The organism is Microbacterium sp. Mcb102 (genome assembly GCF_024519805.1).
GTDB lineage: Bacteria > Actinomycetota > Actinomycetes > Actinomycetales > Microbacteriaceae > Microbacterium.
The window spans coordinates 159,237-184,087 of sequence record NZ_JALJRG010000007.1; the positions used below are offsets into that span (position 1 = coordinate 159,237).

Here is a 24,851-nt window from a genome sequence, read left to right on the forward strand (position 1 = left end):
ATTGTCACGCTACCACGGCAGGCTGACCAACAGCACTGTTCGACGGATTCTTCTGCAGAAGTGCCGCCTCGGTGCGTGTGCTCACCCCGAGTTTCCGCAGCACCGCCGACACGTGGACGCTCACGGTCTTGACGCTGATGAACAGTCGCTCACCGATCTGGCGGTTGCTCAGCCCCTCGGCGATGAGCTCGAGCACCTGCTTCTCCCGCGCGGTCAGCGGGTCGGTGCCGATGGAAGGCTCCGCATCGATGCGGAGCCCGAGCCCCGCATCGGTCGCGAAACGAGCGACGGCGGCCTGCAGCTGCGCGTGCCCCAGGGCCGCGGCGATCTCGGCCGCCTCGGCCAGCACGGTCGACGCCGCTGCGCGGTCGCCCGCCTGCACCCGCATCCGCGCCTGCTCGAGCCGGATCACGACGCGGAAGGTGACCGGAACGTCATCGCCGTCGGCACACCGCAGCGCCGCATCGAGCGAGTCGGGATGCGGGTCGAGCAGGGCCACGAGGATCGTCGACCAGGCGTCGTCTTGGAGCTGCGCGGGCTGCGCGAGCCAGGCGGTGCGAATCGCGTCGGCTGCGTCGGCGACCGCGGACCCCTCTGCCCGCAGCTCGGAGAGGAGCGCCCCGCCCTGCAGCATGAGTCGCCGCTGGTGCAGCAGGGCCGGCCGATCATCGCGGAGCATCTCGAGGATCGTGTCGAGAGCACCGCGGAGGTCGCCCGCGCTCTCGGCCACCGCGACCGTCATCATCACCCGGTCGTACCAGATCTGCCGCTCCGAGATGCCGGTCTCCTCGAACGCGGGCAACCACGTCTGCAGCAACTCCGCCGCCTCGGCTGACCGGCCGCGCCAGGCCAGCACCCGCACGTGCGTCATGCTCATGTACATGCGGAACACCCGCAGAGTGCCCTGCACGAAGTCGCGCGACAGCATGTCTTCGACCCGGTCGATCTCCCCCAGCTCGAGCAGCGGCACCACCATGTTCTGCGCCATGATCGAGCCCGATGTGCGTTCGACGCGGAGTTCGCGCGCCCGGCGCAGCCCCTCCTCGGCGACCTCGACGGCCTCGCGGTAGCGGCCGAGCAGAGTGAGCAGATCGGAGTAGTTGACGCGGTAGCGCATCTCGGCGTCCGAGCCCGTCGCGAGCTGCCGTGCACGTTCGTATTCGCGCACGCCCGCCTCGACCTCGCCCAGATGCGCGAGCGAGCCGCCGCGCACATTCGCGGCGACGGACAGCTGATCGGAGGAGCCTGCGCCCGCCGCCCTGCGCTCGGCCTCGTCCGCGAGACGGATCGCCTCTTCACGGTCGCCCGCGATCATGCGGCGGCTGGCGAGACGGTTGAGCAGCTCGGCGCGGAAGGCCTCATCGTCGATGTGCTCCTCGGCGATGGCCAGGGCCTGTTGCAGCAGCGGGATCGCCCCGAGGCGCCCGAGGTTGACCAGGTACAGCGCCTTGTTGCGCAGCAGCCGCGCATGCAGACGCGGATCCACCGTTTCGGGGTCGACCTCGGCGAGAGCGAGGTTCGCGACGGCGAGCGCCCGCTCACCATCGCCCGCGTTGCGGAGGATCGAGCCCAGGACGAGAAGCAGATCGAGGCGCTCGATCCGCGCGGCCCCGGCGGCATCGGGGACGAGCGGCCACAGCTCCAGCATGAGCTCGCCGAAGCGGGCGGCGGTCGCGAACGCGTACTGCGACTTCGCGTGGCGCATCGCATCGGCGGCGGCGACGAGCGCCTTCCGGTCGTCTTGCGCGAGCTGCCAGTGGTACGCGAGCGCGGCGGCATCCCCCGAGTCACTGCCCGCGCCTTGGGCCTCGAGCGACTCGGCGTAGGCGCGATGCAGCCGGGCGCGCTCACCGGGGAGCAGATCGTCGTGCACTGCTTCACGAAGGAGGGCGTGCCGGAACCGATAGTCGTCGTCGACCACGACCAGGATGCCGCTGCGCGTCGCCTCGCGGATCGCCTCGTCGAGCTGCTGCTCGGGGCGATCGGCGAGGCGCGTGATCAGCGGATGCGACAGCGGGCGCTCGGCACCGGAGGCGACCTTGACGACGTGCTGCGCATCGTCGCCGAGACGATCGAACCGGGCCAGCAGCAGGTCGCGGAGGCCATCGGGAAGAGAGCCGTTCGCGCATCCCGCGATCTCCTCGACGAAGAACGGCACGCCCTCGGCACGTTCCTGCATGCGCTCGAAGGCGGCTTCGGACAGCGGGCGACCGGTGATCTGCTCGGCCAGCTCGCGCACCGCGGCTTCGTCGAGCCGGGCGAGCGTGAGGCGCTCGAGCAGACGCGCACGGGTGGCCTCGCCGATGAAGCGGCTCACGGCGTCGCCACGCCGCACGTCGTCGCTCCGGCAGGTGAGGAGCAGCAGGATGCGACCGCGGCCGAGGGCGCGCAGGAGGAACGACAGGATGGCGAGCGTCGACTCGTCGGCCCAGTGCAGGTCTTCCACCACGAGCACCTGCGGAGCCTGTTCGGCGGCCGCCTCGATGAGGGAGGCGATGGCGTCGCGGAGCCGCTCAGGGCTGGTGCGCTCGCGATCGGTCGGAGCATCGACGAGCTCGGGCAGCAGCATCCCCAGCGCCTCGACGCCCACACCGACCGACTCGCGCACCCGTTCGATGCCCATGCGCGTGACGATCGAGCGGAGGATGCCGGTGAGCGGGCCGTAGGGCGTGCGGGAGGCCCCGAGGTCGAGGCACCAGCCCACATGGACGTCGGCGGTGTTCTCGATCTCGATGGCGAACTCGCGCAGCAGCCGGGACTTGCCGATCCCCGCCTCGCCCTCGACGAGCAGGGCCGCCGGCACGCCCTCGCGCACGCCCTCGAAAAGGCGGCGCACCTCGGAGAACTCGGCCGCACGACCGACCATCGCGGCGCTCGGTGCGGAGGAAGGCATGGATTCATCGTGCCACCCTCCACCGACACCGGGGGCGCGTTCCGCGACGACGATGCTCACCGTGCGGGTGCCGCCGTCGGCTCGCATCCGGAGCTCGCCCGCTCCGAGGCCGCGTGCCCCGCGCCGGGACGCGCGTTCGTGGCACTGCGGCCCGCGTCGCGTGCACCCACAGTGCTGGCCGTCGATCCACGGAAGATGCGCGTCAGCATCCGGCGCACCGCTCCCGGGGGACGGGGCACGATCTGGTCGGCGTGCTCGATGAGCATGCGCCGCCGCGCGGCTGCGCGTTCCATCTCCTCCTGCTGGTAACCGGTGTACTGCTCGGTGAAAAACGTGTGCTCGAACATGGGGATCTCCTCGGCGGTGTGCGGTATCCCTACACTCCGCTCTGAGGTGCCCCGCCGACATCGGACGGATTCCCTATCTTTCTGCCGCCGACGTCTAGGGATGCCGCCGGCGAGGGGTCGCGACGCCTACGCCCGCGGCGACTCGGCGCGCAGCGGCGACCGACGGGCCGAGGGGCGGGACTGCGACGGCACGAGGATCGCCAGCACCCGCACGAGCGTGGCCATCCACAGCAGTCCGAGCCCGACGACGACGGCTTCGAGCGCAGTGGCCGAGTACAGCCCGAACGGGACCCACAGCACGACGGCCACCACGATGAGTAGGCCGACGCCGACAGACGTGATCAGCAGCGCGCGGGGAGGAGCCGGGATCGCGGCCACGGTCGCGGCCGCAGACCCGAGGAAAAGGACGAGCGTCGCGACGGCGGCGATGTCGTGCGGAAGGGGCACCCGATGCAGGGGCAGCAGCCCGACGGCCGCGAGCGCGACACCGGCCGCCGCCCACAGCGCGACCACCACGGCGATGCGGCGCAGAGCGGAATCGCCGAGCATCCGGTGCAGGTCGCGGCCGATGTACGAGCCGACGGTCGCGATCAGCAGGCCGGCCACGACGAGGGTGCCGTTGAACGCCCATCCCGACCCGAGCTGCGAGAAGTTCTCCTCCCACCAGCGCGGGTCGGCGGAGGTGACCATGGCGAAGAGCGTACCGATCACGAGGAATCCGAACAGGAGCGCGGACAGGTCGGCGGTGCGCAGCCCGATGCCGGCCCCGAAGGCGAAGCGACCGCCGACGGCCGAAGCGACGCCTGCGAGCAGACCACCGCCGACCGCCGCGAGCTGCAGCCCCTGAAGGCCGACGGCGAGGATCTCGGCCGTGAGCAGCACACCCATCAGCGTGACTGCGCCGAAGGCCACGGTGAGCGCGACGGTCGAGAGGCCGGAGACCACGGCCTGCCAGCGCGGCATCGGCCCGGTCTCCGCGCGACGGTGCATCAGCGTGCTCACGAGGAATGCGGCGGCCGCGACGATCCCGGCGATCGTTGCGACGGGCGCCGCCAACGACCCCGGACCGGTGAGCGGGCGCGCATCGCCATGCAGGAGCAGGATGCCGGCGACGGTGCCGACGACGAAGCATATCACGGTCGCCCAGACGGCCCTCGTCTCGCCGCGCAGCTTCTCTTCCTGCTCCATGAGCCCATGCAAGCACGCACCTCGGACGCGCGGAAGATCCCGCGCACTCCGCCCGGCAGCTCAAGCCTGAGCTGGTCCGTCAGGCGTGCTGCAGAGCCTTGGGGGTGAAGTAGGCGACCTCTCCGGTCTCGTCCTCGATGCCGAAGATGAACTGCCCGGAGGGCGTCGCGCAGATGTCGATGACCTTCCCCCGTGAACGCGGGGTGATGACTTCGTCCCCCGGCTTGAATGTGGTCTTCGTCATGGCGCGAGCGTACAACGATGCCGCGAGGCCCGGATGCCGAAACGGCATCCGGGCCTCGCGTCGGATTCGCGTCAGGCGTCGACGTCGCCGCGCCAGGATCCGGTCTCGACGCCGCGGCCCTCGATGAACTCCTTGAAGTTCTGCAGGTCCTTCTTGACGGCGTGACCGCCGGCGCCGACGAGGGAGCCGAGCTTCTCGAGCAGCCCCTCCGGCGCCCAGTCCAACTGCACCGTCACGCGGGTCGACGTGTCGTCGAGCTTGTGGAACGTCACCACACCGGCGTGCTCGGTCTCGCCGCCGGTGCTGTTCCACGCGACGCGCTCATCCGGGTGCTGCTCGGTGATCTCGGCGTCGAACTCGCGGGTCGCGCCGCCGACCTTCACCTTCCAATGCGTGTGCGTGTCGTCGATCTGAGTGATCGACTCGACCTCGTCGAGGAACTTCGGGAAGCTCTCGAACTGCGTCCACTGGTTGTACGCCGTGCGTACGGGGACGTCGACGTCGATGGTCTCGATGATCTGCACCATGTGATGCTCCTCACTTCTCGTCGTTCGTGTTCCTCCATTCAGCCCGGAACGGCGAGGATCGGCGACGGGGTTGACATCCGCATCGCCGGACGACGATCATCCGCGACACCACGGCACTACCGTTGAGGGCATGCGCATCCCCGCCGCGATCCGCGCCTCCCAGCGCTCCCCGCTGCTGCAGGTCGTGAAGTCGGCCGCGGCGACGATCGCCGCGTGGCTCATCGCCGGATGGGTGTTCCCCGCGCAGCTGCCGGTGTTCGCCGCGATCGCCGCGCTCCTGGTCGTGCAGCCCAGCGTGAACCAGTCGCTGTCGAAGGCGCTCGAGCGCAGCATCGGTGTGATCGCCGGTGTGGTGATCGCCGTCGCGCTCGGCCTGCTGCTGGGGTCGCCGAGCTGGATCGTGCTGCTCGCGATCGTCGTCGCGATGCTGGTCGCGTGGATCTTCCGGGCCTCCCCCGGCACCGGCAACCAGGTCGCGATCTCGGCGATGCTCGTGCTGGCGCTCGGATCGTCGAGCCCGGAGTACGCGTTCGCGCGCATCGTGGAGACCTTGATCGGGGTGGTGATCGGCATCGTCGTGAACGCGCTGATCGTGCCTCCGGTGCTGGTCGCCCCCGCTCGGCGCGATGTCGGACTGCTCGGGCGGGAGCTCGCCGCCAGCCTCGACCGCCTGGCCGTCGCGCTGCCGGAGCCGCAGACGGCCGCACAGCTCCAGGAGCTGATGCTGGAGGTGCGGCTGCTACGTCCGATGAAGGATGCCGCCGACGCCTCCATCGCCGCGGGCGAGGAGTCGCTCACCCTGAACCCGCGGCGCTCGACCCACCGCAGCGAGCTGAAGGAGATGCGGGAGCTGCTCGAGCGTCTGTCGCCCATCGTGACACAGACGATCGGCATGACCCGTGCATACTTCGACCACTACGACGACACGATCGGCGAAGAGCCCGCCGTCACCGCGATCGCCGAGCAGCTGCGGCGCGCCGGGCACGACGTGCGCCTGGCCGTGCAGATCGCCGAGGCGTCGCCCGAACCCGACACGATGACGTCCGCGATCCCCGCGCTCACCGCCCCACTCGTGATCCGACCGCCGTCATCGCAGCACTGGATCCTGATCGGCTCGCTCATGGAAGACCTCCGCCGGATCCGGGGCGAACTACTCGACGAGGACTGACCGACTCCGCATACGCTGGTGGCATGTCCGACATGACCGTCGCGGAGGCCCTGGGCGAGCTCGCCGCACTGGAAGATCCGAAGATGCGCGCCGCCAACGAGAAGCGCGGCGACGACCACGGCATCAACCTCAGCCGGATGCGCGCGCTCGCGAAGCGGATCAAGACCGACCAGCCGCTCGCGGAAGAGCTCTGGGCGACCGGCGAGACCCCGGCGCGACTGCTGGCCCTGCTGATCTGCCGCGCCCGCGACTTCAGCGCCGACGAACTCGACGCCATGCTGCGCGAGACCCGCCCGCCGAAGGTCAACGACTGGTTCGTGAACTACGTCGCCAAGAAGACGCCGCTCGCGGAAGAGCTGCGGCTGCGTTGGTTCGACGACGCCGACCCCACGGTGGCCGCGGCCGCCTGGTCGCTCACGACCGTGCGCGTGATGAAGGACGCGGACGGCCTGGACCTGCCACACCTGCTCGACCTCATCGAGCGGGATATGAAGGATGCGCCGTCGCGTCTGCAGTGGGCGATGAACGAGACCCTCGCCAACATCGGCATCTTCCACCCGGAGTACCGCGCGAGGGCGCTGGAGATCGGGGAGCGCCTGCAGGTCCTCGCGGACTACCCCACCGCTCCCGGCTGCACCTCGCCGTTCGCGCCGCTGTGGATCGGCGAGCTCGTGCGGCGCCGCGAGGGCTGAGCGCGTTCAGGTTTGCAGCACGCTGCCACCCACCTGGCGCGAAGGAGATCTCGCGCCCTGAAGGAGAGCATCCGGCATACGCTCCTTCATTGCGTGAGTTCTCCTTCGGAACGGGCGAGCGCGGCATCCGCCTCGGTGACCGGCAGGCGTGTCTTGCCCCGATTCCGCATTTGAGCAAGTAACGTTATACACTTTATGAGTCGCGGGGGCTCTGGGGTGATCGCATGGGGCGGTCTCTGCCGCGCGCGACACGACCTGGGGAGCATCATGACCACGCAAGACGAACTGAACACACTCATCGCCGACATCGCGCGCGACATCAACGGCTTCATCGGCGCCTCCGTCGTCGATCTGGAGTCCGGGATGCCGCTCGCCTCGAGCTCGGTCCGACCGGACTTCGACCTCGACGTGGCGAGCGCCTACAACAGCGAGATCGTCAAGAACAAGATGCGCACGATCGAGGCGCTCGGCCTCGACGCGACCTTCGAGGACATGCTGCTCACGCTCGACACGCAGCTCCACCTGCTCAAGATGATCACGCCCGAGATGTTCATCTATCTCGCCGCCGACCGCCAGGCGACGAACCTCGCCCTTCTCCGTTCTGCCGTGAACCGCCATGTGGCGGCTCTGAACGCTTGACCAGGGAGGCCGCGCGCAGCGACGGCCTCGAGGAGATCTCGTGGGTGCGTGCCGCGTCGGCGGAGACGCCGATGCGGCGGGCACGCTGGCGGCACGTGAATCTGCCGAACCGTTACCGGCTCATCTTCGCCGGGCCGGTCGGGGCGGGGAAGACGACGGCTGTCCGGGCACTGAGTGACGTCCCGCCGGTCGACACCGACGTTCCCATCTCGGCCGGATCGGCGGAGTACGGCGACGGCGAGAAGACCACCACCACGGTGGGCCTCGACTACGGCGCGTGGAAACCCACGCCCGAGATCGCCGTCACGCTCATCGGGGTTCCCGGGCAAGACCGCTTCGCTCCCGCCCGCCGCAGATCCTCGACGGCAGACACGCGCATCCTGCTCTGGCTTCGTGCCGACCGGCCACACCTCGCCGCCGATGCCGCCACATGGATTCCGCGGTTCGCCGGCGACGGCCAACGAATGGTCATCGCGGTGAGCCACTGTGAGGAAGAGGCGCTGCCCACGGTGCGCCAGGAGCTCACCGAGGTCCTGGCGCGATACGGCATCCCCCCGAACCGCGTTCATGTCGCCGACGCGCGCGATCGCGACAGCGTGATGCGAGTCGCCTGCGTGGCCCTTGATCTTCCGGAAGAAGAGTCGTGAACACACACAACCGAACAGACCACCCCCCTCTCTCCCACGACGCTGCACATCGGCACGACGCGACCTACGGGGGCGACCCCGTGCTCATGCATCCGGAGATCGCGGCGCACTGGGAGCTCTGGTCGAGCGTGGTGAGCCAGGCCGCTCTCACCCGACTGCGTCATCTCCAAGAGCGCTTCCCGGAGCTGACGACGGCTGTCCTCTCGACCGCCGACGGCCTGCACATCGCCTCCGTCGGCGCACGGGACGAGACGGGAGAGCGGCTGGCGGCGATCAACGGTTCGCTGTTCGGCGTCGCCAGGGCCGAAGCCGAGATCATCTCCGGGGGAACCGAACCGAGCCTGTCGGCCGTCGTGTCGGTGTCGATCGGTCAGAGCCAGCTCTCGTTGCTCAGCTTCGTCCTGGCGCCCTACGGCCAGCTGCTCCTGTCGGTGTCGGCGGCCGGAGTCCAGGTCGGCACCGTGATCGTGCAGGCGCGCTCGGCGGCGTACGAGCTGATCACCGCGCTCGGGCTCGCCGGAACCCCCGGCTGAGGCATGGGGTCGCTGGCTACGCTGGGGCGATGAGCACGCACATCGCCGCTGAGCCCGGCCAGATCGCCCCCATCGTCCTGTTTCCCGGCGACCCGCTGCGAGCGAAGTGGATCGCCGAGACGTTTCTCGAGAACGCCGAGCTGTACACCGAGACGCGCGGCATGCTGGGCTTCACCGGCACGTGGGAGGGGCACCGCATCTCGGTGCAGGGTTCCGGCATGGGCCAGCCGTCGATGGCGATCTACGCCAACGAGCTGTTCGACTCCTACGACGTGCAGACGATCGTGCGGGTCGGGTCGTGCGGGGCGCTGACCGAGCGCGTCAAGGTGCGCGACATCATCATCGCCAACGGGGCTTCCACGGATTCCGGCATCAACCGCGTGCGCTTCCACGGACTCGACTACGCGGCGGTCGCGGACTTCGGGCACCTGCGCGCGGCCGTGGAGGCGAGCGAGGCGGAAGACCTCGAGTCGACCGTGCACGTCGGGCAGCTGTTCTCGAGCGACCAGTTCTACAGCACCCGCCCCGAGCTCACGGAGCCGTTCGTGCAGCACGGCATCCTGGGCGTCGAGATGGAGGCGGCCGGGCTCTACACCCTCGCGGCCTACTACGGTCGGCGCGCACTCGCCATCTGCACGGTCAGCGACCACATCGTCACGGGCGAGGAGACCACGGCGCAGGAGCGCGAGCAGACCTTCGGCGACATGATCCGCATCGCCCTGCGCGCCGCCACCGCAGTCTGAACCGGTCTGACCCGTCCTCGCGGATGGGATGATCGAGGGACCATGACTTCCTCTCCGCGGCTCGATCCCGCCATCGTTCCGGACGCCGCGGATCCGGATGCCGTCTACCTCGCCTTCGTCGAGTGGGCGGAGTCGACCGGCATCAGCCTCTATCCCGCGCAGGACGAGGCGGTCATCGAGATCGTCTCCGGCAACAACCTGATCCTCTCGACGCCCACGGGCACCGGCAAGTCGCTCGTGGCGATCGGCGCGCACTTCGCCGCCCTCGTCGCCGGACGCCGCAGCTACTACACCGCTCCCATCAAAGCCCTGGTGAGCGAGAAGTTCTTCGCACTGGTCGATGTGTTCGGCGCCGAGAACGTCGGCATGGTCACGGGTGATTCCTCGGTCAACGCCGACGCCCCGATCATCTGCTGCACGGCCGAGATCCTCGCCAACCTCTCGTTGCGCCAGGGCACGGATGCCGACGTCGGGCAGGTCGTGATGGACGAGTTCCACTTCTACGCCGACCCCGACCGCGGGTGGGCGTGGCAGGTTCCGCTGCTCGAGCTGCCCCAGGCGCAGTTCATCCTGATGTCGGCGACCCTCGGCGACGTCACCGAGCTGGCTGCCGACCTCACCCGCCGCACCGGTCGCGAGACGGCGACGGTCACGGGCGTCGAGCGTCCCGTCCCTCTGCACTTCTTCTACGAGACGACCCCGATCCACGAGACCATCGACGACCTGCTGAACACCGGGCAGGCGCCGATCTACGTCGTGCACTTCTCGCAGGCGGCGGCGATGGAGCGTGCGCAGGCGCTGTCGAGCACGAAGGTCGCCACGCGCGAGCAGCGAGACGAGATCGCGGCGCTGATCGCCGAGTTCCGCTTCACGACCGCATTCGGCAAGACGCTCTCACGCTTCCTCCGCGCCGGGATCGGCGTGCACCACGCCGGGATGCTGCCGAAGTATCGGCGCCTCGTCGAGCAGCTCGCCCAACGCGGACTGCTGCGCGTGATCTGCGGCACCGACACCCTCGGCGTCGGCATCAACGTGCCGATCCGCACGGTGCTGCTCACTGCGCTCACCAAGTTCGACGGCACGCGGATGCGGCAGCTGAACGCCCGCGAGTTCCATCAGATCGCCGGACGTGCGGGACGAGCGGGATACGACACCGCCGGCACGGTCGTGGCCCAGGCGCCCGAGCACGAGAGCGAGAACGTCGCTGCGGTGAAGAAGGCCGGCGACGACCCGAAGAAGAAGCGCAAGATCGTCCGCAAGAAGGCGCCAGACGGCTTCGTCTCGTGGGGCGAACCCTCGTTCCGCAAGCTCATCGACGCGGTGCCGGAGACCCTGACCTCGCACATGCAGATCACGAGCGCCATGATGCTGAACGTGATCGCCCGTGGTGGCGACGTCTTCGCGAATATGCGCGCGCTCGTATACGACAATCACGAGCCGCGGAAACGCCAGCGCGAGCTCGCGCTCCGAGCCATCGGCATCTACCGCACGCTCCGCGAATCCGGCATCGTCGAGAAGACTCCGGAGGGCGACATCCGCCTGACGGTCGACCTGCAGCCGAACTTCGCGCTCAACCAGCCGCTGTCGCCGTTCGCTCTCGCGGCGTTCGAGCTGCTCGATCCCGATCCGGCCGCCGGCACGGGCACCCGCTCCTACGCGCTCGACATGATCTCGATCGTCGAGGCCACGCTCGACGATCCGCGTGCCGTGCTCAGTCAGCAGGAGTTCCTCGCCCGCGGTGAGGCGGTCGCCGCGATGAAGTCGGAGGGCATCGAGTACGACGAGCGGATGGAGCTGCTCGAGCAGATCACGTATCCGAAGCCGCTCGACGAGCTGCTGACGGCCGCGTTCGAGACGTTCAGCGCCGCTCAGCCGTGGATCCGCGACTTCGAACTGCACCCCAAGTCGGTCGTACGCGACATGTACGAGCGGGCCATGTCGTTCGGGGAATATGTCGCCTACTACAAGATCGCCCGCTCCGAGGGCGTGGTCCTGCGCTATCTCTCCGACGCCTACCGTGCGGCATCCCAGACCATCCCGGAAGAGCTCAAGGACGAGGACCTGCGCGACCTCATCGAGTGGCTCGGCGAGCTCGTCCGCCAGGTCGACTCCAGCCTGCTCGACGAGTGGGAGGAGCTGATCGCCGGGGTCGACAACGGCCGCTTCGATCCGCACGCCCCCGACGAGCCGATCGTCCCGCCCGCGCCGAAGCGCCTCACGAGCAACATCCGCGCCTTCCGCATCCTGGTGCGCAACGAGCTGTTCCGCCGCGTGCAGCTCGCGGCGCGAGAAGACGTGACCGCCCTCGCCGAACTCGATCCCGGCTTCGGCGCCGATGCCTGGTCGGACGCGCTCGACGGCTACTACGACGACCACGACGAGATCCTCACCGGCGCAGACGCACGCAGCTCGAAGCTGCTGATCCTCACCGAGAGCACCACCTCGTGGACCGCGCGACAGATCTTCGACGACCCCGCCGGCGACCACGACTGGGGTATCACCGCGACGATCGACCTCGCCGCATCCGACGAAGCGGGTCAGGCCGTCGTCACCGTGACAGGCGTCGACCGGCTGTAGCGCTCCGCGGCCCGCGAACGCCTGGGGCGGAGACCTCCTGTGCGGGCGGATGCTTCGCGCGAGAATCTCCTCCCGATCCGGAGCTCACCGCCCGAGGGCGAAGAGCCCCCGACGCACGATGGCCCGGACCGCACGCATCGCGCGCAAGGTCCGGGCCCCCGGCACGGCGCTCAGGCGAAGGCGTCGGGGTACAGCGCCTGCGCGACCCTGTGGACGACCGAGATGTTCCCGAGCGTGCCGGGGAAGGTGTCCGAGGTGGAGATGGCGATCAGCCGCTCCTCCTGCACCGCCGGCATATCCGGGAACGTCGCAGTGAGGTACGCGCGCGCGGCGGCCTCGTGCGCGGGGTCGGTCGCGGCGAAGACGAGTGCGTCCGGGGCCGCGGCCGCGAGCGCCTCCGGGGTGATCTCGGCGGCGAAGAAGTCGGCGAAGGCCGGGTCCTCCGGGGTGAACACGGCCTCGGCGCCCGCACGCCGCAGGATGTCGTACTCGATGCCCGCGCCGATCGCGGTCAGAGTCGTGCCGTCGACGTACACCTGCGCCACGCGCAGCCGCTCGTCGACCTCCTCGACAGCCGCATCGACCTCGGCGAGGTCGGCCTCCGCGTCCTCGATGAGCGCCGCAGCCTCCTGCTCGACGCCGAAGATCGCGCCGAGGTTCTCGAGGTCGCCGAAGAGGTCGTCGACGGTTCCCTCCATGCGCCGATCGAAGCAGCCGCCGGTGGCGACGTAGGCGGCGACCCCCGCCTCTTCGAGCTGCTCGAGGCTCGCGAACCCCTGCTCCGCGGTGAACTCGTAGGTCGTCGGCGAGTACACGAAGTCGGGCTCGGCGGCGAGCAGGGTCTCGCGGTTCGGCGGGGTGTCGGCGCCGAGCACCGGGATCCCTTCCGCGAGGGCGGCGACGTCGTCCGGCAAGGCCTGCACGGTCGCCTGCGCCTGCCCGACGAGACGATCCGCCAGGCCGAGGCGCAGCAGCAACTCGGTCTGCGACGGGTGCAGGCCGACCACGGCGGACGGAGGCTCCGGCACGACGACGCTCCGTCCGCAGTTCTCGATCGTGACGGCCGTATCCGCCAATTGCGTGGGCGCGGCCGCGGTGACGCCTGTGCCGCAGCCGGTCAGGCCGAGGAGGGTCGCCCCTCCGAGCGCCGTCACGAGAATGCGGGCGGATCGATTTCGGGATGTCATTCGGTTCTCCTCGGTGATGCCGACGGGCGGGTCCCGTCGAAGGGGGTTCGGGGGTGGAATGTCATTGCACGGGCGCCGGTGCCCTCTTCGCGGGCAACGCGGGCGGTCACGCGGAACACGTCGCTCACCAGCTCCGGGGTCAGCACGGTGTCCGCCGCCCCGAAGGCGACCAGCCGCCCCTCGTCGAGCACGGCGATGTCATCGCAGAACGACGCCGCGATGTTCAGGTCATGCAGCGCGGCGACCACCGTTTTTCCCAGGCCGGAGACGACGCGCATCAGGTCGAGCTGGTGGGCGATGTCGAGGTGGTTGGTCGGCTCGTCGAGGATGAGGATCTCGCCGTCCTGCGCGAGAGCCCGCGCCAACATCACCCGCTGCCGCTGCCCGCCGGAGAGCTGACGCATCAGCCGGTCGCCGAGGTCGGCGACATCCGCCGCACGGAGGGACTCATCGACGATGCGATGGTCGTCGGGAGAATCACGCGTGAACGGTGGACGATGCGGGGCGCGGCCGACGAGCACGGTCTCGCGCACCGTGAGGTCGAACTCGGACGGCGCGTCCTGCAGCATCACCGAGACGGTCCGGGCCAGCGCCCTCGGAGCGAACCCCGCCACGTCGGCGCCATCGACGGTGACGTGTCCGCGCAGGGGCCGTCGTCCGGAGAAGAGCGTGCGCAGCAGAGTCGACTTGCCGCTGCCGTTGGGGCCGACGAGACCGACGATCCTGCCGATGCCGATCGTCAGGTCGACCCCGTGGAGCACGGTTCGGTTCCCGCGCGCGACGTCGACGCCGTGGAAGGCGATGGTCATCGGTCGATCCCCGCCTTCTCGCCGCCGCGGCGCATCAGCCACAGGAAGAACGGTGCGCCGACGAATGCGGTCAGGATGCCGAGGGGGATCTCCGACGGAGCCGCCACCGTGCGCGCCAGCAGGTCGGCGACCATCAGGAAGAGCATCCCCGCGAGAACGGTGATCGGGAGCATCCGACGGTGGTCCGAGCCGACGAGGATCCGAGCGACGTGCGGCACGACGAGCCCGACGAAGCCGATCCCTCCGCTCACAGCGACGATCGCCCCGGTGAGCAGCGACGCGATGACGAGGAGCAGCGCACGCAGCCGCGTCGTGCGCACGCCGACCGCGAGTGCCGACTCGTCGCCGGCGAGGAGCGCGTTCATCTGCCGAGCGAGGCCGAACACCGCGAGGCCGGCGATGATGAGCGCGATCGCCGGGATCAGCAGTGACGACATGGTCGCCGCCGACACGCTTCCGAGCAGGAAGAACATCACGCTCACGACGTTCTGCGCGTCGGTGGTGATGGTGAGGTAGCTCGTCACCGCGCTCAGGAGTGAACCGAGCGCCACCCCGGCGAGGATCATCCTGGTCGGGGAGAGTTCCCCTCGGCGCCGGGCGAGGAGGGCCACGAGGACGCACGCGACCACGGCTCCGAGGAAGGCGGCACCGCTCATCGTGAGTCCGGCGAGGGCGACCCCTCCGGAGACGATGACGAGCACGGCACCGACGCTCGCCCCCGAGGAGACACCGAGGATGTAGGGCTCGGCGAGCGGGTTGCGGACGACGACCTGCATGATCGCCCCGGCCAGCGCGAGTCCGGCACCGGCGAGCCCGGCGAGGAGGGCACGGGGCAGGCGGAACTGCCACACCGCCTGGTCCTGCAGCGTCGACAGACTGCCGTCCGACATCCACGGCATCCCGGGAACGAGGTGTCCGATCACGATGCGCGCCGCCTCGTCCACACTCACGGCGACCGGTCCGGTCGCGGCGGAGACGACGAGCACGAGAAGGATCGCGGCGATCAGCGCGAGAACCGGGGTCGTCGGCGCGACGGTCGACCACGACTGCCGCGAAGGACGGCTGCTCCGCGCGGCCGGCGCGGGCGGTGATGCACGGTCGAGGTCGCCGGCGAGCGCGGCGGAGGACGAAGGAGGCATGAGCAGCATGCTAGTAGATATTGAGAATCGTTATCATCTAGGGTCGAAGTCGTCCCTGAACATCCACCCGCCGGAGGCCCGCCGTGATGATCGTGCCCGAGCTGTGGCGAGAGGCCCGAGCCTTCCCCCGCGAGTTGGCCACAAGCACCGTCCTGCTCCTTCTCGTCTTCGCCACCTATCTCGTGCAGGCCGGAGCGCTGGCGGTGTCGCTGGCGGCGTTCGTCGGCGGCGATGTGCGCACAGCGCTCCTCGGCGGGGCGGTGATCCTCGCCGTGAGCGTCATCCGCATCCTCCTGTCACTGGCGAAGGCGGGCTCTGCCGCCGCGCTGGGCGGCCGAGTGCGCGAGCATCTTCGCGGTCGGGCGATCACCGCGGCGCTCACGCCCGCCCGGCTGCACGACCCCGCAGTGCGCGACGGGTCGGTGCAGGCGACTCTGGGAGAGGGGATCGACGGCACCGACGCGTACGTGTCGAAGTACGTCCCCGCGGTCGTGCTGCTGGCGGTCGGCAGTGTGGCGGCGGTCGGACTGCTGGCTGCTGTCTCGCTGCCGGCGGCCGCCTGCGTGACGGTCGGGATTCTCGTGGCCGTGCTCGGCCCGATGGCGTGGCAGCGGATGCTCGCAGGTCGTGGCGTAGACCACTGGGACACCTATGAGGCACTCGGCGATGACCTGCTCGAGTCGTTGCGCGGCATGGCCACGCTACGCACCCTGGGCGATGTCACCGGGACGCGCGAGCGGCTGCGCGAGCGCTCGGAGGCCCTGCGGAGCGCGACCGAGCGGGTGATGCGATCGTCTCTGGTGACGACCGCCGTGACCGACTTCGCCGTGCAGGCCGGGTACGTCGCGGCCGTCTTCGTGGCGGTCTGGGATGTGATGACCGGCGCCGCGCCCCGGGGCGAGGTCTACGCGATCCTGCTGCTGTCGTCCGAGGCGTTCCGCCCCGTGCGTGACCTCTCGCGGCACTGGCACGCGGGGTTCCTCGGCCTGACCGCCGTGCCGGGTCTCGTCGCACTGGGCGCGTTCGGCCCCCGCGGATCGCGTGCAGATGCGGATGCGGATGCCGGCGCGATGAGCGAGGTCTCCGGCGTCGCAACCACCCCCCGGGTGCTGCGGGTGTCGAACCTCACATATCGCTACCCGGGTGCCGACCACGACGTGCTGCTCGGCATCGACCTCCAGGTGGAGGTGGGCGCGGTGCATGCGATCGTCGGTGCGTCGGGGTCGGGCAAGTCGACCCTGTTCGATCTCCTGCTCGGATTCCTCACGCCCACCACGGGCACGATCGACCTGGACGGGCTCCCGCTGCGAGCGAGCGACATCGCCGTGGTCTCGCAGCGGCCCGTGCTCTTCTCCGGGACCATCCGGCAGAACGTGAACCTCGTCGGAGCCGACGACCGCGAGGTGGAGGCCGCGTGCGCCGCCGCCGGCATCCTGGCCGAGATCCGCGCGATACCCGGTGGCTTCGACGCGCCGGTCTCCGAGGCCGGGACGAGCCTCTCCGGCGGGCAGCGGCAGCGGCTGGCACTGGCCAGGGCGCTCCTGGCGCAGCGACCCGTGCTCCTGGTCGACGAACCGACGAGCGCACTCGACGACCGCGGAGCGCAGACGGTCGCGGAGACGCTGGAGCGGGTCGCCGCGGAGCGGATCGTCCTCATGATCAGCCACCGGACCGAAGCTCTCGAGCGCGTGACGTCGGTGCGCCGACTCGATGCCGGGATGCTGCAGGAGGTACGGACGTGACGGCTGCAGGGACCACGGCTGTGTTCACCGCCCTCCTCCCCCCACTGCGGCCCGAGTGGCGGCGGATCGCCGGAATCTACGTGCTCAGCACGACGAGCACGCTGGCACTGGCCGCCATCGCGGTGCTGTCGGCACTCGGTGTCGGCCAGGCCGTCGCGCTCGGCGTCTGGCCGACCGCGGCATGGTGGGCGGGGCTCGTGGTGCTAGTGCTGCTGCGCGCCGTGCTCACGTGGCGGGAGATGGACGTGTCGCATGCGCTCGCGTACCGGGTTCTCGCGCGGCTTCGCGGGGCGCTCTTCGACGCGTACGCCCGGAGTGTCCCCGGTCGTCGGCGAGAGCACTCCGGTCGCGCGGCCTCCGTGGCGATGACCGACATCGAGAAGCTGGAGTTCTTCTACGCCCACACCATCGCCCAGATCGGCGCCTCGCTCACGCTGTTCCTCGTCGCCCTGATCGGAACCGCGTGGGTCATGCCCACCGCGTCGGCGGTCGTCCTGCTCGGCGGCGCGCTGGTCGCGTCCACCGCGCTGTGGGGCGCCCGTCCGGTACGCCGGCTCGGGGCCGCGGAACAGGCGGAGCGCGAAGAGCAGGCGGAGCGTCTGGTCGACGCACTCGGTGCGATGCGCGAGATCCTCGCCTACGGACTGCGGGCGAGGATCGTGCGCGACACGGTGGCCCGCACGCGTCGCGCCGCCCGCACCTCGCTCCGCAGGGCGCTGCTCGGCGAGGCCGTCGACGGAGCCCGCGAACTCGTGCTCACCGCGGTCGTCATCGGAATCCTGCTGGCGGCCGTCGTCGCGAGCGGAGGAGCCGATGCGCGCACGCCGAGCCCGCAGATCGCCGGGATGCTTCCCGCCGTCATCGCCCTCGGCATCGCAGGAGTGGCCGCCATCGGCGAGGCGAGCCACACCCTCACCGAACTGCACCCGCTCACCGCGAGTGCCCGGCGCGTGACAGCGGCGCTCACCCGTCCGGCCGTCGTGACGATGGCCCTCGAGCCGCACCCGCTCCCGCACGGTCCGCTCGGCATCCGCTTCGACGCGGTCTCCTTCTCGTATGACGACGCGACGGACGCGCTGCGTGCCTGGTCGATGGAGCTCGCTCCGGGAGAGCACGTCGGTCTCGCCGGAGCATCAGGTGCCGGTAAGAGCACGGTGATCGCCCTGGCCGCGCGCCTCTGGGATCCCTCGTCCGGCAGCATCTCCCTGATCGACGCCGACGGCGGTCGGCATCCGCTTCCCGAGATCGCCGACGAGGATCTCCGCCGCGCCGTCGCTTTCGTGGAGCAGGATGCGCGACTGTTCTACGGGACGGTCAGGGACAACCTGCTCCGCGGCGCAGAGTACCGCGAAGACACCGCTCTTCAGGAAGCCCTCGCGCGGGTGGGCGTCGACGACGACATCAGGCTCGACGACCGGATCGGCGAGCACGGAGTCCGCCTCTCCGGGGGGCAGCGTGCACGGCTGGCCCTCGCCAGAGCGCTGGTACGGGACCCGCGGATCCTCGTCGTCGATGAGGTCACCGCGAGCCTCGACCCCGACACCGAGGCGCGGATCTCGGACGTGCTCGCGGAGTTCGACGGCACACTGCTCGTCGCCTCGCATCGGAGGGAGACGCTGGAGCGGCTGCCCCGCGTCGTCCGACTCCGCGTCAGGCCTGCATGACCGCGAGCACGTTCCCGGCCGGGTCGCGGAACCACGCGATGTCCGGGCCCTGCCCGTTGCCGCGCACGATGCCGCGCGCATCGGAGGGGAACTCCTCGTCGCTGTAGATCTTGGTCTGCACGCCGCGCGCGATGAGCTCGTCCACCGCGGCGTCGACATCCGCCACCGGGAAGTTCAGGATCGTGAAGCTCGCCGGCGTGTGGTTCGGCTTCGCGTACACGAGGATCGACCCGCCGCTCGGCAGCCGCAGGTCGAGGAACCCCATCGCGTTGACCTCGACGTCGAGGCCGAGGGTCGTGCCGTAGAACTCTTTCGCCGCGTCGATGTCGTCGACGCTGAAACCGCTGAATGCGTTGTCCGCTGTGAAGGCCGCCATGACTCCATGGTCCGCCGTCGCCCGGCGGTTGTCGAGGGGGTCATCGCCGGACGCGGGTCGTGAGCCGATCGGTCACCCGCAGCGGATCGAACAGTGCCCCGAGTCCGATGCGCACCAGCAGCGCGTGAACCGCCAGGCACACGGCGATCACCACCGCCGTCAGCACAAGAGGTCCGACGGTCTCGAGCACCGGTGTCGTCCGCCACCCGGCCGCCCGCAGCCCGGCATCGATCAGCGCGAGCGGCATCATGTGCAGCACGTAGATCGGTAGGGTCCGTCGGCCGATCCACCGCAGCGGCCGCGCGACGACCTCGGCATGCCTGTCGATGAGCACGCTGAGCGACACCCCGAATGCCACCGCGACCAGGCAGAGCAGCGGCCAGGTTCCGGGCACGAGCCGGATGCCGAGCACGGAGACGACGGCGAGTGCCCCCGCGTACCCGGCGGCGAGCGCGAGCAGCACACCGACCCCGCTCCTCGCCGCGAAGCGTTCGACGATGGCCCGCAGGCGCAACCCGATGAGGAAGAAGAACAGGTTCTGCACCAGCTGCCACAGGTTGCCGAGATCGGGAAGGAGCCCCGCACCGGCGACGGCGGCGATCACGAACGCCATCGACAGCACGGCGACGGTCGGGAGCCCGCGCGTCAGCCGCCCGACCGCGAGATACACCGCGAGCGCGAGCAGGTACCAGAGGTTCGTCGGACTGATGGTGAGCTGCGCGAGCAGCTCCCACCCGCTGGTCGCCCGCGCCGTGTCGAACTCCGGTGCGAGCGCGAGCACGGCCGTCTGGATGAGCACCCAGACGAGGTAGAGCAGCGCGAGCCGGCCGGCCCGACGCCGCCAGGAGCCACCGCTCGCGGCGAACACCGCCCGCGCCGCGAACATCCCGGAGACCAGGAAGAACAGCGGGATGCGCAGCGGCAGGAGCTGGGCGTTGAGCATCACCCAGGCATCCGTCACCGCTCCCGCGCCGGGGAAGCCGACCACGACCTTCGTGACCACGTGCCAGAGCACGACGAGCAGGATGCAGATGCCCTTCGCGACATCCGGCCATCCGACCCGGGGCGCGGGCGCGGGCGCGGTCACGAGGCCGCGCGCACGAGTCGCGAGACCAGGTCGACGTAGGTCACACCCGCCGCGGCGAACATCCGCGGCACCTGCGAGGCGGCGGTGAGCCCCGGCATCGTGTTGACCTCGTTCAGCACCGGCCCCCGCTCGGTGAGGAAGAAGTCCATGCGCGCGACGCCGTCGCACCCGAGGGCATCGAACACGGCGATCGCCGCCCGCTTGAGCGCAGCCGTCTCGGCGGCATCCAGCTGCGCCGGCACCGTGAACCGCGCGCTGCCGTCGTACTTCGTGGCCGTGTCGAACAGCCCGGTCGCGTGGATCTCCAGCGGCGGCGCCGCCCACCGGATGCCTCCCTTCTCGCGCAGCACCGCCACGTCGATCTCGCGCCCCCGCACGACCTCCTCGACGAGGATGCGCCGATCGAAGCGCGCGGCCTCCCGCAGCGCCGCGAGCAGCTGCCCCTCCTCCGTGACGAGGCCGACACCGTGACTCGAACCGGCCGACACCGGCTTGACGACGACCTCCCCCTCGAACTCCACGTCACCGATGTCGTCGGCGGCGACGAGTCGGCCGCGGGCGGTGCCGAGACCCACGGCATCCGCGACGAGCTTGGTCGTCCACTTGTCCATGCCGATGGCTCCCGCCCGCAGCCCCGATCCGACCACCCGCACTCCGGCGAGCGCACACAGCGCCGCGAGCGCGCCGTCCTCCCCGAGAGCGCCGTGCACGGCCGGGAACACCACATCCGTGCGGGTGAGCAGCGGCAGCGCGAGCGCGAGCGACTCGGCCGCCGATCCCCCGTTCGGCCGTCCCTCCACGCGCCAGATCCCGTCGCGGTCGATCGTCACGGTCGTCACGTCGTGATCGCCCATCCGCAGCGCCGCGGCCACCGCCGCCGCGGAAGCCAGGGAGACCTCGTGCTCGGGGTTCTGTCCGCCCCCGATGACCAGCACCTTCGTCGTCATGCCACGCTCCTCTGCACTCGTGCGCCGATGCCGGTCACGATGGTGTGCGGGATGCTGCCCGCCCACCGCGCCCACTCCTGCACCGATGGCACGGCCCCACCCTCCGGCCCGAACACGGTCGCGACCACCCCGCGCGGGAACAGCACCGATCCCGTGTCGACGACGATCTGGTCCATCGAGACCCTCCCCACGATCGGATGCCGCGCCCCGCCGATCTCCACCCCGGCGCCGGGCGCGAGCTCGCGCGGAATGCCGTCGGCGTATCCGACGCCGACCACGCTGAGGTGCGTCTCCCGGTCGGTCGTGTGCGCACCGCCGTAGCCGACCGCGGTCCCCGCCGGCACGAGCGCGCTGTGCACGACGGGCGCCGTCCACCGCGACGCCCCGGCGAGCACGGTGGCCTCCGAGGGGTCGATCCCGACCAGCCCCGCGCCGACCCGCACCAGGTCGAAGTGCGTCGCCGGATCGGTCAGCGCGCCGGAGGTCGCGGCGAGATGCACGAGCACCGGGCCGAAGCCCGCGCGCAGCACGGCGTCCCTCCCCTGCCGCAGACGCAGCACCGCCGCCGCGTTCGCTGCCGGATCGGCCTCGTCCGCCCGGGGCAGATGCCCCATCACCCCGACGAGCTCCGCCCGTCCCCGACCGGTGCGCGCGAGTCGGAGCAGCTCCGGCCATTCCTCCAGCGGCGCTCCCCCACGAGCCATGCCGGTGTCGAGCTGCAGGTGCACGCGCACCGGATCCGCGGCATCCGCGATCAACTGCCGCAGCTCTTCGACCGAGCCGACCGCGATGTCGACGCGGTGCTCGGCTGCGGCGGCAGCGTCGACGCCGGAGGGGTTCAACCAGGAGAGGATCGGCACCGTGAGCCCGGCGTCGCGGAGTGCGACGGCCTCGGCGACATCTGTGACGCCCAGCCAGTCGGCGCCGGCATCCACCGCGGCCCGCGCGACGGTGACGGCACCGTGCCCGTAGCCGTCGGCCTTGACCACGGCCATGATGCGGGCGGTCGTCGCGGCGCGCACCCGCCGCAGATTCTCGGCGACGGCATCCGGGACCGTCTGCAGGGTGGGTGCGTGCAGGCGCGAGAGGGTCACGCGCTCGGGGGAAAGAGTGGTCATCGCTGCATCCTCGGGTCGGCGGTCGGGTCGGCGAGCATCTCGGGACAGCCGTCGTCGGCGGCATCCGGACGCAGTTCGTAGTGCCAGGTCTCGTTGGCGTAGATCTGGCAGAGGCCGTAACGCCATCCCCGCTGCGCGAGCCAGTCGAGCGCGGGCAGCGGGCCGAGGTCGACGGCGTCACCGGTCACATGCTCCGAAGTCTCGGGCGTGGCCACCCAGCGCCGCGCTTCGGACTCCGATCCGTACTGCACGATCGCGTCCTGCAGCATCCGCTCCTGCAGCGCCGGTGTGCGCCATCCGCTGTTCACGCGGAACGTGACGCCGTCGCCTTCGGCATCCGATGCGGCACGCTGCAGAGCCGCGAGCAGGGCGGGGTCGAGGTTGCCGACCGCGACCCGGTCGACGTCGAATACGGTGGGCTGGTCGCCGTCGCGGATCACGCCGTCGGCCTCGCCCGGGGCGATGACCGTGCCGGTGCCGGTGCCGGTGGTTCCGCCCTCGGCGGGCCGGTCGGTCGGCACGGGGAGGGTGCCGGGGCGGGCGGCATCGGCGAAGGCCACGGACAGCGACTGCTGCACAGCGAACGCGACGATCACGGCGAGAGCGAGGGCGGCAGCGGTGACGGCGAGCCGACGACGGCGCATTCGTGGGGAGCGGGAGGTGGTGCGGGTGTTCATGCTTCCAGTGAAGAAGCACGCCGGTTGCGAGGGCGTATGCGCTTTTCCATATGCTCCCGATATGCCGCACTGCGTAGGATCTCAGCCATGCGTGTGCTGATCGTCGAGGACGAGCCCTACCTCGCCGAGGCGGTCCGTGATGGGCTGCGCCTGGAGGCGATCGCGGCCGACATCGCCGGCGACGGCGACGCCGCGCTCGAGCTGCTGAGCATCAACTCCTACGACATCGCCGTGCTCGACCGCGACGTGCCCGGCCCGTCGGGCGACGACATCGCCCGGTGGATCGTGGCCTCCGGCAGCGGCATCCCGATCCTGATGCTCACCGCCGCCGACCGGCTCGACGACAAGGCGAGCGGCTTCGAGATCGGCGCCGACGACTACCTCACCAAGCCGTTCGAGCTGCGGGAACTGGTGCTGCGCCTGCGCGCCCTCGACCGCCGCCGTCAGCGCAGCCGCCCGCCGGTGCTCGAGGTCGCCGGGCTGCGGTTGGACCCGTTCCGCCGCGAGGTGTACCGCGACGACCGCTACGTCGCGCTTACCCGAAAGCAGTTCGCCTTGCTGGAGGTGCTGGTCGACGCGGAGGGCGGGGTGGTCAGCGCCGAAGAGCTGCTGGAGCGGGCCTGGGACGAGAACGCCGACCCGTTCACGAATGCCGTGCGCATCACGGTGTCGTCGCTGCGCAAGCGACTGGGCGAGCCGTGGCTGATCCTCACGGTGCCGGGTGTCGGGTACCGGATCGGGACGGATGCCGATGCCTAGGCGCCGCGGGATGAGCGCCCGCCTCAAGCTCACGCTGAGCTACGCGGTGATCGTGGTGGTGTCGGGAGGTCTGCTCCTCGCCGCGGTCGGGTTGTTCCTGCTGCGCTACGTGCCGGACACCGTCGACTTCTTCCCCAACCGCGGCGACCTCAGCCGGGCCTTCGTGCCGGTGGCCTCGATGGTCATGCTGGTGCTGCTCGCGTTCGGCCTCGGCGCCGGGTGGCTGCTGGCCGGACGGATGCTGGCGCCGCTCGACCGCATCGGCGACGCCGCCCGGCTCGCCGCGCAGGGATCCCTGTCACACCGCGTGTCGCTCGCCGGCCCCCGCGACGAGTTCCGCGACCTGGCCGACGTCTTCGACTCGATGCTCGAACAGCTCGAAGCGCACGTCGCCGAGCAGCAGCGGTTCGCCGCGAACGCCTCGCACGAGCTGCGGACCCCGCTCGCGATCTCGCAGACACTGCTCGAGGTCGCCGAAGCCGATCCGGACCGCGATGTCGATGCCCTGATCGCGCGGCTGCGTGAGGTGAACACCCGGGCGATCGAGCTCACCGAGGCCCTGTTGCTCCTGAGCCGCGCCGACCGCAGGACGTTCCCGCGCGAGATCGTCGACCTCTCCCTGCTCGCCGAAGGGGCGGTGGAGGCGCTGCTGCCGCTCGCCGACCGCCGAGGAGTGGCCGTCGAGGTGGGCGGTGCACCCGCGCCGGTACTCGGGTCGGCGGCGCTGCTGCCGCAGTTGGTCACGAACCTCGTGCTCAACGCGATCGTGCACAACCTGCCCGCCGGAGGGGCTGTGGCCGTGCGCACGCACTCGATGCCGCAGGCGGTAGCGCTGGTGGTCGAGAACACCGGCGAGGTGCTGCCGGCGCCTCTCGTGGCGACCCTCGTCGAGCCGTTCCAGCGCGGCGCCGAGCGCACCCGCGGCGACGACCATGCCGGGGCGGGACTGGGCCTCGCGATCGTCGACCGCATCACCCAGGCGCACGGAGGCACCCTGGTGCTCACCCCGCGCCCGGACGGCGGTCTGATCGTGACGGTGTGGCTGCCGCATCCGTACCCGGCGGCGCCTCCCGCCTGACCGACGGCGGTTCCGGCATCCGTCCGCCCCGCCGTCCCGCCGTTCATCTGTCGGGACTTTTCACGGATGT

At 70.6% G+C, this 24,851-nt stretch carries 24 protein-coding genes; 11 read left to right on the forward strand and 13 right to left on the reverse strand.

The window, feature by feature from the left end:
* Positions 1-4: 4 nt before the first annotated feature.
* The 5 genes from OC372_RS19355 to OC372_RS16620 all read right to left on the reverse strand — a co-directional run bounded on the left by OC372_RS19355 (position 5) and on the right by OC372_RS16620 (position 5,199).
* Entirely contained in the window at positions 5-2,893 is a 2,889-nt protein-coding gene (locus OC372_RS19355; RefSeq protein ID WP_315985402.1) for a helix-turn-helix transcriptional regulator, read from the reverse strand.
* A 56-nt stretch (positions 2,894-2,949) separates the two neighbouring features.
* Complete coding sequence (locus OC372_RS16605) at positions 2,950-3,240, reverse strand: hypothetical protein (protein ID WP_262002942.1); 291 nt, start codon at positions 3,238-3,240, stop codon at positions 2,950-2,952.
* A 126-nt stretch (positions 3,241-3,366) separates the two neighbouring features.
* A complete protein-coding gene (locus OC372_RS16610) occupies positions 3,367-4,428 on the reverse strand; it encodes a DUF998 domain-containing protein (RefSeq protein WP_262002945.1) in 1,062 nt (353 codons plus the stop codon).
* Positions 4,429-4,507: 79 nt separating this feature from the next.
* The gene (locus tag OC372_RS16615) at positions 4,508-4,672 is read right to left on the reverse strand and encodes a hypothetical protein (RefSeq protein WP_168380842.1); all 165 of its coding nucleotides are present in this window, start codon (positions 4,670-4,672) and stop codon (positions 4,508-4,510) included.
* Between the two features lie 71 nt (positions 4,673-4,743).
* On the reverse strand, positions 4,744-5,199 hold the full coding sequence (locus OC372_RS16620; protein WP_029261433.1) for an SRPBCC family protein: 456 nt from the start codon (positions 5,197-5,199) through the stop codon (positions 4,744-4,746).
* A 130-nt stretch (positions 5,200-5,329) separates the two neighbouring features.
* Between OC372_RS16620 and OC372_RS16625 the strand changes: the two genes are divergently transcribed.
* The 7 genes from OC372_RS16625 to OC372_RS16655 all read left to right on the forward strand — a co-directional run bounded on the left by OC372_RS16625 (position 5,330) and on the right by OC372_RS16655 (position 12,198).
* The gene (locus tag OC372_RS16625; protein WP_029261432.1) at positions 5,330-6,367 is read left to right on the forward strand and encodes an FUSC family protein; all 1,038 of its coding nucleotides are present in this window, start codon (positions 5,330-5,332) and stop codon (positions 6,365-6,367) included.
* 23 nt (positions 6,368-6,390) lie between these two features.
* Positions 6,391-7,059 (forward strand): DNA alkylation repair protein, encoded by a 669-nt coding sequence (locus OC372_RS16630; RefSeq protein ID WP_262002951.1) that lies wholly within the window; start codon positions 6,391-6,393, stop codon positions 7,057-7,059.
* Positions 7,060-7,326: 267 nt separating this feature from the next.
* On the forward strand, positions 7,327-7,698 hold the full coding sequence (locus OC372_RS16635) for a hypothetical protein (protein ID WP_029261430.1): 372 nt from the start codon (positions 7,327-7,329) through the stop codon (positions 7,696-7,698).
* Positions 7,695-8,345, forward strand: coding sequence for a GTP-binding protein (locus OC372_RS16640; protein WP_262002955.1), 651 nt, complete (start codon positions 7,695-7,697; stop codon positions 8,343-8,345). The genes OC372_RS16635 and OC372_RS16640 overlap by 4 nt, the downstream gene beginning before the upstream one ends.
* On the forward strand, positions 8,342-8,878 hold the full coding sequence (locus OC372_RS16645; RefSeq protein ID WP_051662392.1) for a roadblock/LC7 domain-containing protein: 537 nt from the start codon (positions 8,342-8,344) through the stop codon (positions 8,876-8,878). Before OC372_RS16640 ends, OC372_RS16645 begins: the two co-directional genes overlap by 4 nt.
* 29 nt (positions 8,879-8,907) lie before the next feature.
* Complete coding sequence (gene deoD, locus OC372_RS16650) at positions 8,908-9,621, forward strand: purine-nucleoside phosphorylase (protein WP_262002959.1); 714 nt, start codon at positions 8,908-8,910, stop codon at positions 9,619-9,621.
* A gap of 42 nt (positions 9,622-9,663) precedes the next feature.
* A complete protein-coding gene (locus OC372_RS16655; protein ID WP_262002961.1) occupies positions 9,664-12,198 on the forward strand; it encodes a DEAD/DEAH box helicase in 2,535 nt (844 codons plus the stop codon).
* Between the two features lie 170 nt (positions 12,199-12,368).
* Here the strand turns inward: OC372_RS16655 and OC372_RS16660 are convergent, their stop codons facing one another.
* From OC372_RS16660 to OC372_RS16670, 3 genes are read right to left on the reverse strand one after another with little or no spacing between them, the layout of a single operon-like run.
* The gene (locus OC372_RS16660) at positions 12,369-13,385 is read right to left on the reverse strand and encodes an ABC transporter substrate-binding protein (protein ID WP_262002964.1); all 1,017 of its coding nucleotides are present in this window, start codon (positions 13,383-13,385) and stop codon (positions 12,369-12,371) included.
* Positions 13,382-14,194, reverse strand: a complete 813-nt coding sequence (locus OC372_RS16665; protein WP_029261415.1) for an ABC transporter ATP-binding protein — start codon at positions 14,192-14,194, stop codon at positions 13,382-13,384. Before OC372_RS16665 ends, OC372_RS16660 begins: the two co-directional genes overlap by 4 nt.
* Complete coding sequence (locus OC372_RS16670; protein WP_105710816.1) at positions 14,191-15,333, reverse strand: FecCD family ABC transporter permease; 1,143 nt, start codon at positions 15,331-15,333, stop codon at positions 14,191-14,193. The genes OC372_RS16665 and OC372_RS16670 overlap by 4 nt, the downstream gene beginning before the upstream one ends.
* Before the next feature lie 86 nt (positions 15,334-15,419).
* On the opposite strand from OC372_RS16670, the gene OC372_RS19360 reads away from it, so the two are divergent.
* Positions 15,420-17,075 carry an ATP-binding cassette domain-containing protein gene (locus OC372_RS19360; protein ID WP_315985403.1) on the forward strand — a complete coding sequence of 552 codons (1,656 nt, stop codon included), beginning with the start codon at positions 15,420-15,422 and terminating at the stop codon, positions 17,073-17,075.
* Positions 17,072-18,739, forward strand: coding sequence for an ATP-binding cassette domain-containing protein (locus OC372_RS16685; RefSeq protein WP_258134141.1), 1,668 nt, complete (start codon positions 17,072-17,074; stop codon positions 18,737-18,739). The genes OC372_RS19360 and OC372_RS16685 overlap by 4 nt, the downstream gene beginning before the upstream one ends.
* Here OC372_RS16685 and OC372_RS16690 read toward each other — a convergent pair.
* Genes OC372_RS16690 through OC372_RS16710 form a run of 5 tightly spaced genes read right to left on the reverse strand, consistent with a single transcriptional unit; the run spans position 18,726 to position 22,944 of the window.
* Entirely contained in the window at positions 18,726-19,115 is a 390-nt protein-coding gene (locus tag OC372_RS16690) for a VOC family protein (protein WP_029261411.1), read from the reverse strand. The genes OC372_RS16685 and OC372_RS16690 overlap by 14 nt on opposite strands.
* Positions 19,116-19,155: 40 nt before the next feature.
* Positions 19,156-20,202, reverse strand: coding sequence for an acyltransferase family protein (locus tag OC372_RS16695; RefSeq protein WP_262002970.1), 1,047 nt, complete (start codon positions 20,200-20,202; stop codon positions 19,156-19,158).
* Positions 20,199-21,149: a D-alanine--D-alanine ligase gene (locus tag OC372_RS16700; RefSeq protein WP_262002973.1), complete on the reverse strand. Its 951-nt coding sequence runs from the start codon at positions 21,147-21,149 to the stop codon at positions 20,199-20,201. The genes OC372_RS16695 and OC372_RS16700 overlap by 4 nt, the downstream gene beginning before the upstream one ends.
* Positions 21,146-22,267 carry an alanine racemase gene (alr, locus tag OC372_RS16705; RefSeq protein WP_105710665.1) on the reverse strand — a complete coding sequence of 374 codons (1,122 nt, stop codon included), beginning with the start codon at positions 22,265-22,267 and terminating at the stop codon, positions 21,146-21,148. Before alr ends, OC372_RS16700 begins: the two co-directional genes overlap by 4 nt.
* A complete protein-coding gene (locus OC372_RS16710; protein WP_105710664.1) occupies positions 22,264-22,944 on the reverse strand; it encodes a M15 family metallopeptidase in 681 nt (226 codons plus the stop codon). Before OC372_RS16710 ends, alr begins: the two co-directional genes overlap by 4 nt.
* A gap of 87 nt (positions 22,945-23,031) precedes the next feature.
* On the opposite strand from OC372_RS16710, the gene OC372_RS16715 reads away from it, so the two are divergent.
* Together OC372_RS16715 and OC372_RS16720 are read left to right on the forward strand one after the other, a co-directional pair.
* Positions 23,032-23,703, forward strand: coding sequence for a response regulator transcription factor (locus OC372_RS16715; RefSeq protein WP_105710663.1), 672 nt, complete (start codon positions 23,032-23,034; stop codon positions 23,701-23,703).
* 10 nt (positions 23,704-23,713) lie between these two features.
* Positions 23,714-24,781: a sensor histidine kinase gene (locus tag OC372_RS16720; protein WP_105710662.1), complete on the forward strand. Its 1,068-nt coding sequence runs from the start codon at positions 23,714-23,716 to the stop codon at positions 24,779-24,781.
* The last annotated feature ends 70 nt before the right edge of the window (positions 24,782-24,851 follow it).